Source organism: Psychrobacter sp. 1176_08 (assembly GCF_052850615.1).
Genome location: NZ_VXCU01000001.1, coordinates 217,907 through 232,444 on the forward strand (window position 1 = coordinate 217,907; position 14,538 = coordinate 232,444).

The window sequence follows — 14,538 nt, forward strand, 5'->3', positions numbered from 1 at the left end:
CTGAGATTAGATCATGAAAACAACCACATTGCCCTACTGGGGTCAAATTATAGGCTTGGTTAGCAGACAGCCTGATACTGACAATACGACAAAAAAAACCACAAAATCAGTAGCGTTGTCAGTTGCGCAGGGTCGCAGTTTGTTTATCACTCGAAAACCGATAGGCGCGCATGAAAGCACTGCTACCTTATATCGACTTGATAATACGGGTGAGCAAGTAAGCTTAGCCGCCGCTCCATTACTCTGTGCAATGGAGGCCATTGCCACGGTAACTGATGACGTTATTATGCTGCTTGGCTGTGATGGCCACTTGTATCAGACCGACTGGCAAGGAGAAAAAATTCATAAAATCAGTGATATGTCGTTATTCACAAGTATTATTGAAGCTCACAATAGCACTGAAACTGAAACCGCAGACACGGATATAAACGTTGAGGGTTTTAATAAATCCTTATCGAAGAATAACAACCCAAAAGCGATTGCTATGACTACGCTGCATCAAGCAATCGTCGTACTGTACCCCCATCACATTGTCATCTGTACGCTTACTGATGATAACGCTTCAAGATCAATCGCAACAAAGGTTGTCGTACAACCTTATGCGGATAGCAAGACTCAAAAAGCCACCTCCCTTGCCGCATCAAGTGACGGTAAATGGCTGGTAATAGGCGATGATCTTGGTAACGTTAGTAGTTATCAATGGCTAAGTAATGATGACGATAGTAGTGGTCAGCTGATACAAAGCAGCCGTAAACTGCTGCATCAAGGCCGTGTGAGCGCTTTGTGCTTTGAGCCTATTGGTCATTACTTTTTTTCAGCAGGCGCAGACAAGCACCTTTATCGCACCCATGTACAAGGTGAGCTACAGGCGATAGACAGAGCCAAATCAAGCCAGCATGATCAAATGATTACTGCACTTTGTGTCTCGGCCACGCGCCTATTTAGTAGCGCCGATGATAGCAGTGTGAAGTCATGGGCATTTGATAAAGGTCAACCAAATACCTGTAAAGACGACCTTAGCAAAACACAGCAACTGGTGTACGCAAATTATGCAGAAAAACCTGCGCTGCTGGCTGTTGGGTCGGATCAAAGTCTTCGTTTTTTGCCCATCGATGAGGCGCAAAACAGTAAGTTGCTTGCGGTTGCTATGGTCATTGAAGACGGCTACCATCAGCTTCAGCAGCGATTGACCGACAGTAGTAATCAGAGTGAAGCAGCATTTTTAGAGGGAATGGCGCTGCTTGAATCACAAGTGAGTAATCAAACGATAAAACTGGTTGGGCGTCTCTTGGCAGATCGCAGCAACGGTTTGAGCAACAGTCGCGCTCTGCAGTTGGTACAGTGGCTAGCTGGTACAACGCTTGATGCGCGTTTACCCATACTTGAAGAGCAGCTCCATTCAAATCGTGGCAGCCGTGTGCGTCTTGCCGCATTTGATGGGTTAGCGACGTCTGCTACAACAAACCTCAACGCATTACCATCATACTTAGAGGATGGGCTTGCACGTTCCACGAATGAGGACGTTATTAGTGCCACGCTACAGCGCTATCTAACAATCGCCACTCAGAATACAGACAAACAGTCTCGCGTTGTATCCATTTTGCAGGCAGCGTTGTCACACTCCATGCTGAGCGTCCGCCGACAAGCATTAGCATCGCTTGAACACTTGCTGCCAGACGCCAGCCCAAAAGCGGCATTTATGGCGTTGGATAGCCGCTACTCTGACACCATTCAGGCAGGATTGATTCGACTGTATCAGCGCGGCTTATTGGCTAATCCAGAAGTATCGCGCCAGCTCATGTTGCTGCAAAGCCACCATCAAGCTGAGGTCAGACAAACCGCTTTTTATGCAGCTTTATTGGCGCAGCCCAAGCTTATCAAAACCTTAAAGCAGCAAGCCCTTGCCAAAGAAGACGCCCAGCTACTACGGACACTGACTGATTTTGATGACTTTCGCTTACTGCGCGGTACGGTCTTTGACAATATAAAAGTAGATAAGCACACGTCCAATTATGATGAGCTATTAAATGTCGCGATAGGCGCACGTCTTGAACATCAAACCAAAACTGCGACCGAGCGCACCACTCAAGAAGATACTACTGCTACTGTTAGCCTGACATTAGACACGCAAGATTTTGCCACCCAAGTCGAGCAAACATCCACGCAAAAAGCAAGCAAAAACACCGCCAAAACGGCGACTACGGCAACGGTAGTATCACGTCCTATACTCAGTAGTGCCTGTCTTGAGCCTTTATTACAAAATCTGAGCAACCGCTACGAAGACATCAGTTTTCGCGCCGCCTACGCCCTTGCCTGCTTAGAGGATGCGCGTGCATTTGGCACTCTAATACGGTTTATGCATCATGATAACGATGCCTTTATTCGTGCAGGGGTTGCGGCCGCCCTAGGTCATCTACAGTTAGCCGATGGGAAAAGCATTTTACCCACCTTGCTTGATGATGCCGATGCTGGCGTGCGCCAAGTCGCCATGAGCGCTCTAGGAAAACTGCTAGACGATGACTTATCTTGGGTAGCGTTTGGGTTTGCCGCAAAGCATCAAGACATTCATGAGCGTGCGCTTGCGATACTATTGACACAAGTGCTAAATAACAAAAAAGCAATTTCTGACTCAGCAGATATGAGCAGAGTACTGGAGCAGGCGCTCAATAACCCCTTTACCAGTATTCGCTTAGAAGTGGTAAAAGTGTTGCTCAATCAAACGCTTGAACGTGACACCAAAACGGCAATCATTAGTATGACTGAGCAGCTACAACGCAGCCTGTTTGAAGATGTGCATCAAGTGGCAGTAGAAGAATGGCAGCGACTCTTATTACAGAGCACATCAAAAATAAGTACGGCACCGGACGGTATAGACACGTACCAGGCGGTGCTGATTTTGCTGCTTGCTGATAACTTTGCCCATATTCGTAAACAAGCTTTTGATACGGCGCTTAAAAACAGCAAGCGCTTCGGATTTACCGATCTCATGTTGAACGCGCTTGCCAGCCCTCATCTCGATATCAAACGTTTGGCGCTGAGCCAATTACAAACCAAAGCCAGCACTCAGCAGCTGCGCGCGTTAATGCCCGCCTTAATAAATTTGTTGGCAAATGACAGTATGGACTTGCGCCAGCAGGCATTAGCAGTCGCGCTAAATTTGACTGATATTGGAGTTTCGCTCAACTCGACCACCAACGGCAACACCGACCATGAAGCATTATTTACTGCCGGACTAAGCAGTCCTTACCCTGATATTCAACTGACCGTCGCCAAACTGCTAGCAAGTCAGTCCATCAATTACCCTGAGCCAATAAAGACGCAGTACGAAGCAAACGCTTATGCCGTGTTTGCGCAGTATCTGAATAAAGAGATGCCTATATCTGCCAGCCATAAAAAAGACAATGAAGATTACAAACAGTGGCATCAGCAAATCACCGATGCCTTAATAGGGTTAGCAACGCTCTCAGAGCCTAATAAATACCACGCTTTAGACTGGTATGCGCGCTACTTACACCATCCTGATGCCGATTTTAGCTCACTTGCGCCCAAGCTTATGTACATTGTTACGCCTCAAGATACCGAGATACTGGCGACATGGCAACAAGACGAGCGCCCAATCATCCGTCAATCTGCCAGCTTGGCTTTGGCAGTCTGGGGCGACAGCCGCGGGCAGCATTTTTTTGGCAACGCATCTACTCATGCCTCTAGCAAAAGCCATAACGACAGCCTGCGCCATCTTGTTGATTCTATTGGGCCTATTCAATGGCTACAAGCGCGCTCAGGCTTGGGTATTACTCAAGCACAGCAGCTACGGCTGTTATTTGATAATCAAACGTATGCGCCAGCCGCCAGATTATTGCTCATATTCAATGCTTTGGTATCACCACTCACTCGACCCGAGCGCCTCATTGAGGCATTGAGCTTTGCCGACAATGAGACTGCGGTTGTTTATGCACATGTATTGGCACGCTTTCACCTACCTTCGATCTCCAATTGGCAGTATCTCAGTGACTACTTGTCGCAGAAGATTGATACCATTTTGGTAGCTCATCCAAAGATGCTGACGATGTCGTCAGAGACAAGCGGTGCCAACACGCGTAGCACGACTGACGCACGCGCCCACATACTCAGTATGGTCAATGTTGCAGGCTTACAGCAATTTGCATATTTAACTCAGCACAAGGCACCTTTGATACGTGCTCAAGCGGTGGCAGTTTTGGGTAAGTTATCTCGTCTGCTCTCGCAGCAATCTTATGAGGATGATGCCAAGGTATTTGCCGCTCTACAAGAATGGCAGCGTAGCATCGAAAGTATCGAGATTTTACTTCAACGTCATCATTACCCAGCTGATACCGACGAGCTTAGTCAGCAAGGTATGAGCAATGCTGACATTGATGATACGTATCAAACCCTTGCATTTGGCGCATGGCTTGGCGTCATTCGTGAAAACGATCATAGTAACAGCAGCACCGAGCAAGCGATTCGCGGGCTGATGTGGCTGACCAAACCAGCTTTAGTACCAAGTGCAGATACGGTATCAACCAAAGCATCAGCTGCCAGCAATCAAGGCGAGGCTATCGACTGGTCGGACAGTGTCAGCCGTGCTCTGTTGCCTCTGCTTCATCGCCCTCACATTGAAACGCGTGAGCTGGTGTGGGACTGCTTATCCACGCTGCCTATTTCTGCATCAAAGCTGGCTGAATATGCCATGAATACGCCGTATCGCGATATGGTCAAACGTGGTTTGCACTGCTTGATAAACAGCCTTGAAACTGCATCTGTATCGAGCGATAGCAAAGTGGACATAAATGCCGCTGGCAATCAACCACTAACAGACTTACTGTTCACCAATCATGATCTGTTGGCAGAAGAGACCTATCAACTATTAAAAGAACGTATGGGTCATTTACCAGCCAGCCTCATGGCGCTGAATACAGAGAGCCTACCACTGTTACGGCAAGTGGTGAGCGAATGGCGTCACATCACAACACGCACTTCTCAGACAGCAGGCGAGTCTGACCAAGCGCAAGCCTTACGCCAAGACAAGTTGACCTTTTTATTACAAGCACGTCACTGTCACGACTGGCAGGCACGCTATCAAACCTTTATGCAGCTTATCGAGTTTGATGACGTATGGTTTACGGATACAGAGTTTGCCGATACAGGATTTAACCATACTAAGCTGATAGATGAGTTGTTTGTCTTTTTAATGGACAGTACAAGCAAATACGAGCAAGAGCAGGCTTTATCCCTCATTACTCAAGTATTGCAATCTTGCCAGCGTATTCAAACGGCAGCGCATCTTGATAATATTGATAAAGCGGTGGACACAAAGATGGTTGAAACAGCGGCGCAAAAAAGCCGCGAGCAGCTATTATCCTTGCTAGACAACGCCACTCTCAAGCTGTCAAACGCGGACTTATACAAATCTATTGCCGCACTGCGCGATACGCACATGGCTACTCCCTTAAGCGACCGCCTGCAAAAAATGTTCGAACATCCAACAGCTCATTCATCTCAAGAACGGCAACAGCTGTTTGATACACTCGTCATGATCAGTGGTTACGACCAGCCTATTCATGACTACTTGGGAGAGGATAAAGACGTGCGCTGGCTACAACAACAGTATCCCAGAGATCCTGAGGCGCTATTGTCTTTATTTATCTTGCTCCTACGCCATGCTGACTATGGGCATGCCGCTCAGCTACTAAGATCATTGGCTTGGGTCCCTTTAGTATGGACGTCAGATACGGTTATTGGTGCAGACCAGAGTAAAGAGGAGGATATTGCCACGCGTATTGATAAAACCTTGGCTCTGTCTTATGAGCAGCTACCTGCTAAGTATATGCAAAACCTGATCAAGGCCGTCTCTTACCGTGCCAAGAAACGTAAAAACCATGCAGACGTCCTAAAAAACATACTCAAAAAAGCTTTATCATACAAAGAGGCTTCAGTGCCGTTTTTGGCAGCAGAAGGGTTGGCGCTCTGCGGCAATAGTGAGGGTTTGAGCACGTTAATGGCTAGTATTGACTACCATACTGATGGTGATATGCGTCGCCGTAGTGTGCTGGCTATTGGTGAGATGATGCAGGTTCATTCTCAACCTACAGACACGCATGCCCTCTACAAGGCGTATGATAAGTTAATCAAACTGGCAGAAGATGATGAGCACTACTTACAAGACGTGGCCTCTGAAGCGTTGGGACATATCGCGCAGGGCGGCGCATTTGAATACAGCGCGCAGATTTTTGCTTTATTGACAGCGCAGTTGTCAGACCCTGAATTACAACCCTATAACCCGGCTATTACTCATTGGTTAAATGGGCTACGCTGGTTGAACACCAGCAATGCTTGGGCGCAAATCCGCAAACACATACAGCGCCAGTTACATGAGCAATTCCTATTTGCACCGCAGCAGCATGCCATCTCCTTATTATCGCATTATGATAGCGATGCGAATAAAGAGATGCTGTTAGATATTCTCAGACAATATACCAATCAAGAAGCGATACTAGAAACCGCTTATACGGCTGCGCAAAACCTGTGGGGCGACCGTACTGATCATATCTATCCGTACGACTGGGCGGCAATACAAAACCCAAATGAAGATTTTGCCTTGCTAGCAGCGCTTAGCCTAAAACGCATCGTGACGCATAGCACTATTGATATGCTGGCACCCTTTATTACTCAGCATATAAATAAGCTGCCCGCGCAGATATTTGCCATATTACAAAATGCGCTATTGGCAAAACCTAACATGAGCCAGCGGCAGCTTTGCAGCTTGATCGACAGTTTTGATGCGCAGATACAGCATATAGGTTTGCGCTATATAACGCAGTACCCTAGTCAGTATCTTGATACGCAAATGCAGATAGACTGCAAGCAGTACTTGATCACCGCGCAGCATCGATGGCAAACGCTACTGGATATCGTCACAGCGCAGCCTGTCATGAGACACCATGATACATGGTTGACTCAAATGCAGCATACAGCCACCACGATTACTCACTTATTGTGGATCACATGTCGCTATGGCGTCCCTGATAATGCTTTATTTGACTGGTTAAGCGCTCAGCTAACCTCACCTGCCATCAGCAGCGTAGCTGCACTGGCGACGGCGGTTAACGCGTACTGGCAACAAGCCTTGTTAGGGCTGCTAGCACGGCAGGCAAGCGACGATCATCTGCTTGCTGACCTAATACCAACCCTTGTCAATATAGCCAACAATCCAATAGTACCGCTGGCAGCAGAAAACAACGCCTTATTGTCTACCCTGCTTGAGCGCTTGACTGTGCAAGAGGCGCAAACAGCTAAAGCTCAACTGACATCTACCACTACGCCTCAGCCAGATTCAAGCCAGCCGTTATTAGCAGCGATTAAGGCCAAAGACGCCGCCGCGCTATATGACTATGCAAAAGATAGCCATGTTGAGACGTCAATACGGATACGCGTCATCGAAGCACTTGGGCATCTTCACGATCCTAATATTGGCACGTGGCTGGATGCTTTAAGCAAAGCACCTGTTGATGATGACATGGATATTCAAAAACTGGCTTACAAAGTTTTGCGCCGCTGGCAACGCGCTATGACGCGCGCTCAGCAAAAACGCCCGCAACTGCCTACTGTAGTAGCGATGAGAAGCATTCATACAAAGGCGACAGACAAGCTACAGAATCAGGGCGAAGGACATTATCATGACCAATAAACAAATAGACAACTCAATTGACCAAACCGTCATCAGTCAAGAGGCAACACCAGCAGACAAAGATGAGACTCACGCTAATGGCGTGATGATGGAGCTCAATTATGCCGCGCCAAGCCATGTGAGCTTATCCTCAGATCAGCAATCTGACCACACCCAGCATGTGGCATTGTTCACACAGCTAGAGCGTGATGCAGTCAGCTTTCATGGCAAGCTCAAAGACCCACTGATTTTTCGGGACAGCTTACTGGCGTTATTTGACGTGGTCAGTAGCGATTACCGCTATGTACCAAAAGACCGTGCCGCCTATACGGTGTTTATGCAAATGCGCCGCGCCAGTCGTCATAAGAACCTATTTTCTGCGCAGCGTGATTATTTTACATGGCTGTTTGACAATGACCCTTTGGCCTTTTGTCTGCTCGACCCTATCATTCAAGTTCATCAAGCAGGCGTCAGTTTTGAGGTGTTCAGCCGTGATGAAGGCTGCTATGCGCAACTGACTTTGCAGCACGATTTGTTTGAAACAGTATCTGCTCCCGTGCTTGGTACTACCAGCATTGACTACAGTAGCGCCCTATTTGATGGCATTGAGCAAATCCGTGATCATCAAATAACCACGTTAGATATTGGTCAAGAAGCGATACGTTTAGAGCGCTCAAACGTATCAGAGCCAAAAGATAATTCTGAGACCGAAATGGATAGCGCGGTCAATGAGGATAGTAAACAGGAAGTCATCGAAAAACGCATCAATGTGCCCAAAAGTTGGATACGCGCATTATTGCAAGTACAGTCAGCAGGTCAACTGGCACAAGAACGGATTGATCTTGATCCTATTGCGTTATACAACGTGTTGTTTGAGCTGCGCATGCATGCCGATATTAAAGGTAAGCGCCGCGGTTTATTGATTGAGCTCATACCGCAGCAGCTGCCTGTGATGATTTTAGAGCCATTTGATATTACCGTCACCAGTCAAGTGAGCCGCCAGCAAACCCTGTATCAAGGACAAAAAGCCAAGCTCATTCGCTTGTGGGGTCGCAGACGTTTAAGTTTATTAAAGCGCTTATTACCGCATACCGATACGGTCAGTGTGTCGCTGCTTGGACAAGGGATGCCAAGCTACTGGACGCTCACAGGTAAAGGCTTTCATTTTACCTTTGCCATGACAGGCTTTAGCCAAGCCAACTGGTCGCAGTCCCTCAATTTTGATTTATTATTGCCCAAGCGCCCGCAGCAAAACACACCAAACAGTGATAACGATGATTTAGTACCTTTGGTGCAAGCGCTTGTCGAGCAGCCAAGCCGTATTGACGCTTTGCGCGAGCGTTTGAGTACGCCAGAAAATAACCTTACAGCCAGTCACGTCCGGCAGCAGCTGCTGTCGGGTGCGCAGCAAGGTTTGATTCGTTATGATATGGCCAACCAGTCTTATTACTATCGTCCGTTGACACAAACGCCGCTCGACATGGCTCAGTTTGCACATCATAACGAGGCAGAAAAACAGGCATTTGACATCGTTAGCCGAGAAGATGGCATACAGAACCTCAATGTCCAAACGGTGGTGGGACAAGGCGTCTCAATCAGTGCCGATATTCATGTCAAAGAAGATCGCCGTACTTATCAAAGCCAGCTACAACTGGGGGATGAGGGTTTGGTCAGTCGCGCTGCGTGTAGCTGCCCGCAGTATTTACAGCATCGCCTGAGCCAAGGGGTCTGCGCGCACCTGATTGCTTTGCGCTTAAGCCATCATCAATACGACCACACACAGACGAACAGCTGGCATGACATGCGCACCCTCAGCAAACGTGTGCCCAAACCGCAACAAAAAGCATCTAAAAACAATAACGTATCAACCAAACATGCTTCTCAATCACCTACCAATGAAGTACTGGACTTATCGGCGCTCGCCCAAGGTTTTCCATCAAGTGATACGCAGGCAAAGCCAGTCGCTTACAACCATAGCGCACACACGATCAGCTATGTGCATGTGACGTGCGATCATAAAAAAGTACTGATTGAACACAGTATAGATGATGACAGCACACGTCAGCAGTTTGTATTTAATCAACCTGCCCAAGCCCATGCCGCCTTTTTACAACACATTGCCCGATTTGAAGCCCAAGGCTTCATCGAAAATAAAGGGGTATAACCCATGACCACACCAAACAATCAGCAAACCGATTATATTAGTCCGACCTCAATAATGACGCCTGCTGAGCGTCAATGGCAAAAGCTGTGGCAAGATATTGAAGACGCGGGTGGCCGTTATCAATATATCCAGCAGCAAATGCTACAGCACGGGTTTATGGTTGAGCGCAAACCCATAGATACGATGTCGCCAAAAGAGCGCGAACGCTATAAAAAATCCCTTAAAAAAGAAGCCGCTGAAGAAAAAACCCTCAAAAAAATGGCATGGCAAGCCTACAAAGCACAGCATATCGTTTATCTGGGGCGCCACATCTATTGGTCAGATGACACCAGCATCGATAAATGGGATGCTAAAGATGCCAGCAATCGACTTATTGAAAACAAACTGCCCCTCATCAGCAAGCATACGCAATTGGCAAGCGCCGTCAATCTGACAGTGCCACAGTTAAAAGGTTTGTGTTATCAAAGAGAGGTGGCAACCAATATCCCTTATACGCATTTTACGATTAATAAGCGTAACGGTACACCTCGGCAGATATGGTCACCCATTCCGCGACTCAAATTCGTCCAGCACTGGATTTTGGAGAATATCCTAAATAATTTAATGACGCATGGCGCCGCTCACGGGTTTGTTCGTGGCAAATCCATTATTACCAATGCGGCGGTACACACTAATAGCACCCTACTGATCAAACTGGATGTGAAAGATTTCTTTCCGAGCGTGCACTGGCGCCGCGTCAAAGGTGTGTTTCGCCATGCAGGTTATCCTGAGCAAATCGCCACTTTGCTGGCTTTGTTGTGTACCGAATCGCCAAGGAAGATGGTGCAACAAAATGGTAAAACCTATTACGTGGCGCTTAGTGACAGAGCGTTACCTCAAGGCGCGCCGACCAGCCCTGCTTTAACCAATATCGTTTGCGTCAATCTTGACCGACGCCTAACAGGACTGGCGGACAAGATGGGTTTGCGTTATAGCCGCTATGCCGATGATCTGACGTTTAGCTTGCCAGCCAACTCCAATAGCACCAAAAACACTGTCCAGCCTGCTGATCATAATCAACTCATTGGACAGCTATTGGGTTCTGTGCATAAAGTTTTGCGTGAAGAAGGTTTTAACTTAAACAATGATAAGACACGTGTTATTCGTATGGGCAATCAGCACACTGTCACTGGCATGGTGGTCAATGGCGAGGGCGTGCCACGCGTACCGCGCAAAATCAAGCGTATGCTGCGCGCCTCCCTGCACAATCTAGCGTCAGATCACCTCTTACGTGACGGCGAAACACTTGAAACCTTATCAGGGTACGCCGCTTGGATTGCCTCTGCGGAGCCTGAATTGGGACAAAGGTACTTGAAGAAAATTGAGGCGCTACGAGACTAAGGTAAGCTGTCCGAGGCGAAAAGCCATACGAAAGCCGACGTAGTCACTTAAAGGTATTAAAATCATTATTAGAGATAGGCAAAACCAAAAAATGGTTTTGCTTATCTCTATTGTAGTCAACATATTATTGTGCCACACCTTCCTCTTTTAAATACTCGTACAGCCCTTCTGCAAATTGTCGATAGCCTGTTGCATTGGCGTGAATGCGATCAGATTTTAGCGTGTCATCTGACAATATTTCTGACCAGCCGTCTGGATATAACGGTATCTTTTTCGCGTCAGCAATCTCTTTATATATCGGATTATCACTTGCCTTACCAAACAATGCACTGGTGCTAAAGTATGGCTCTGCAATGAGAACGACGTCGATATCCTGAGACTGTAATGTATCGATAGTGGCATTAATATTAGTTCGCGTGGTCTCGGGCTCAATACGTTGTAATATATCATTACCACCCACACCCAGCAGTACTAAATCAGGTGCTTTTTTGGCCACTTCCTCTACTCGAGCAAGTACATCTGCGGACGTATCACCATTGACTCCAGCATTGATGACTGTCCATGTCGTCAGTTCAGAAAGCACCATAGGGTAAGCCATCTCCAGATCCGCGCCATAACCATAAGTTAGCGAATCCCCAAGCGCAACAACGGTACTGTCTGCTGGCAAGGTGTTTTGTTGAGGGTTACTGCTACAGCCACTTATATTGATAGTAGCGGCAAATCCCAGACTGACCAGCGCCAAAAACTTACCACGTATCTCCATACTTGCTCCAATCCTATTTTTTATACCAATTGAGTTAAATTTATCAGAATTAAGATGAGATTTCTTAAAACCTATTATTTAACGCTTGTTGTATGTTGATCAGTATCCGTTGTATAGTTTATCTAGGAGATAGACTACCTGTTGGGCACCATACAAGTGCTCTGCTGTTTAGCACAAACAGTGTACTTATCATAAAGTATAACTTTACCAAGGATACGTGAGGTATTTATGAATCAAAAGTCATCTCAGCTTCAGAGTCAAACCACCAGCTCTGCGGACAAACCCCCAAAAAGCATACTAAAAAAACCGCAAAGTTTTGATGAGCTCCAAAACGGCAAAGGACAATACCGACTGGTAGCAAGTTCTGTCGGCAATTGGCTAGACAATACCAGCATTGATGCCTTGAACCATCTCAACGAGCAAGCTGCCGATATATTTTATCGTAAAGGGGTGACCTTTACGGTCTATAGTGATGCTAAAAACATCGAGCGCATGATTCCATTTGATATTATTCCCCGTATCATCGCGGCAAGTGAGTGGCGTCAGATAGAAGCGGGATGTAAGCAGCGTATTACCGCCCTCAATGCGTTTTTGCATGACATTTATCATGACCAAGCCATTATGAAAGCTGGCATTGTTCCTGCCAGCTACGTCTATGCCAGTGGTTGTTACGAGCCATGGATGATAGGTATTGAGCTTGATAAGCCCATCTACTCCCATATCAGTGGTATTGATCTTATTCGAGATGAGTCGGGTCGGTTTTGTGTGTTGGAGGACAACCTACGCACCCCTTCTGGCGTCTCGTATATGCTTGAGAGCCGAAAAATATCAGAGACACTATTATCTGATCAGTTTTCACAAAGCTCTATCTTGGGCGTCAGTGACTATCCACAGCGCCTCAAATCCTGTCTTGCCAGCTCAACCAGTAAATACGACCCACAGATAGCTATCTTAACGCCAGGACGTTTTAACAGTGCTTATTATGAGCATGCTTTTTTGGCACACGAGATGAACGTACCCTTAGTACATGGCTACGATTTGATTGTCGAAGACAGTAAAGTCTACATGCAGGGCATTCGCGGTAAAGTGCAGGTCGATATCATTTATCGCCGCATTGATGACCCTTATATTGACCCTTTGGCGTTTCGCTCAGACTCTATTTTGGGAGTGTCAGGACTGATGAGTGCCTACCGTGCAGGCAATGTGGTCATCGTCAATGCACCCGGAACTGGCGTGGCCGATGACAAAAGCTTGTATCCTTTTGTACCAGATATGATTAAGTTCTATTTGGGCGAAGAGCCTATCCTACCTAATATCGAAACATACCAGTGCCGTAAACCAGATGAACTCAAATACGTGCTGGATAATTTAGATAAACTGGTTGTCAAAGAGACACAAGGCTCGGGTGGTTATGGCATGCTTATTGGCCCCACCTCTACTAAGCAAGAAATCAGTGATTACCGTCAGCGTCTTTTAGACAATCCAGCTGGATTTATTGCTCAGCCTACGATCTCGCTTTCCACCAATCCCACAGCTGTCAGTGACGGGATTGCACCGCGTCATATTGATTTGCGCCCCTTCATATTGAGCCATGGTGATGGCTCAGTGGACATTGTACCTGGTGGTTTGACGCGAGTGGCCATGGTTGAAGGCTCTTTGGTAGTCAACTCGTCACAAGGCGGCGGTATCAAAGACACGTGGGTTATCGACGACAGCAATTTGACATCATCATCTAGGCAAATGGTCAAAAAATCAGACAACCAACTGGATAAACAATCGATAGAAGCAATCACCGCAAGTCACTCACATTATCATGATCCTGTGCAGCCGCTTGAGGCAGGCTACGAAAATCCTGACAATGCACCAATGATATTGCTGCTATCTACCGCCAATCATCTGGTGTGGCTCGGTCGCTACAGTGAGCGATTGTACTATTATGACAGCATCATCAAACAGTTGGTGAAAGGCAATATTAAAAAAACACAGTTGCAGCATCTGATTAACCATTTGGGTTTTAACGTTGATCCAAACCAGCCATTAAAGTCGATAAAAGCTCAGATGCTGAGTGACTTGGAACAAGACAAGATACCCAATATTGTTCAATCTATTGAGACCAATGTGCAAGAAGCCAAAGGTGTCATCGGTAAAGACACCGCTGAGCTGTATAACCTGATTAAAAGATTGTCTAGCGCGGGCACGTATCGAGCGGCGACGCTACAACTACACGCCTGTAATGCTGCGATGGCGCAAGAGCATCCTATCGTCACGTGCTTTTGGCAATTGGGGCGGCATTTTGAACAACTGGAGCGTACGGTATTTCTCAATGAGGACTCAGTCAATATCAGCCTTGAATTCAAGCACTGGATCAATAAGCTACCAGAAAATACACGCTGGCGTGAGCTGATTCGTCTAACCAATCAGATGATTAAATCGCAACAGCTTAGCGACTTTCAGCTCTTGAGCAAAGAATGCAGCACAATATTGCAGCAAGGGGTCTAACGCAGCATCACTTAATAACAAAACCCTGAGTGCGAAACAATCAGAACA

At 46.8% G+C, this 14,538-nt stretch carries 5 protein-coding genes; 4 read left to right on the forward strand and 1 reads right to left on the reverse strand.

Features of this window, described 5'->3' with window-relative positions; translation table 11 throughout:
- Positions 1-13 precede the first annotated feature (13 nt).
- The 3 genes from FW759_RS00875 to FW759_RS00885 are packed head-to-tail and all read left to right on the forward strand — an operon-like array spanning position 14 to position 11,228.
- Positions 14-7,705: a HEAT repeat domain-containing protein gene (locus FW759_RS00875; RefSeq protein WP_446441916.1), complete on the forward strand. Its 7,692-nt coding sequence runs from the start codon at positions 14-16 to the stop codon at positions 7,703-7,705.
- Positions 7,695-9,848 (forward strand): hypothetical protein, encoded by a 2,154-nt coding sequence (locus tag FW759_RS00880; protein ID WP_446441917.1) that lies wholly within the window; start codon positions 7,695-7,697, stop codon positions 9,846-9,848. The genes FW759_RS00875 and FW759_RS00880 overlap by 11 nt, the downstream gene beginning before the upstream one ends.
- A 3-nt stretch (positions 9,849-9,851) precedes the next feature.
- Positions 9,852-11,228: a reverse transcriptase family protein gene (locus tag FW759_RS00885; protein ID WP_446441918.1), complete on the forward strand. Its 1,377-nt coding sequence runs from the start codon at positions 9,852-9,854 to the stop codon at positions 11,226-11,228.
- A 124-nt stretch (positions 11,229-11,352) separates the two neighbouring features.
- Here the strand turns inward: FW759_RS00885 and FW759_RS00890 are convergent, their stop codons facing one another.
- A complete protein-coding gene (locus tag FW759_RS00890; protein WP_446441919.1) occupies positions 11,353-11,991 on the reverse strand; it encodes a GDSL-type esterase/lipase family protein in 639 nt (212 codons plus the stop codon).
- Positions 11,992-12,219: 228 nt separating this feature from the next.
- On the opposite strand from FW759_RS00890, the gene FW759_RS00895 reads away from it, so the two are divergent.
- Positions 12,220-14,490 carry a circularly permuted type 2 ATP-grasp protein gene (locus FW759_RS00895; protein ID WP_131397518.1) on the forward strand — a complete coding sequence of 757 codons (2,271 nt, stop codon included), beginning with the start codon at positions 12,220-12,222 and terminating at the stop codon, positions 14,488-14,490.
- Positions 14,491-14,538: the final 48 nt, after the last annotated feature.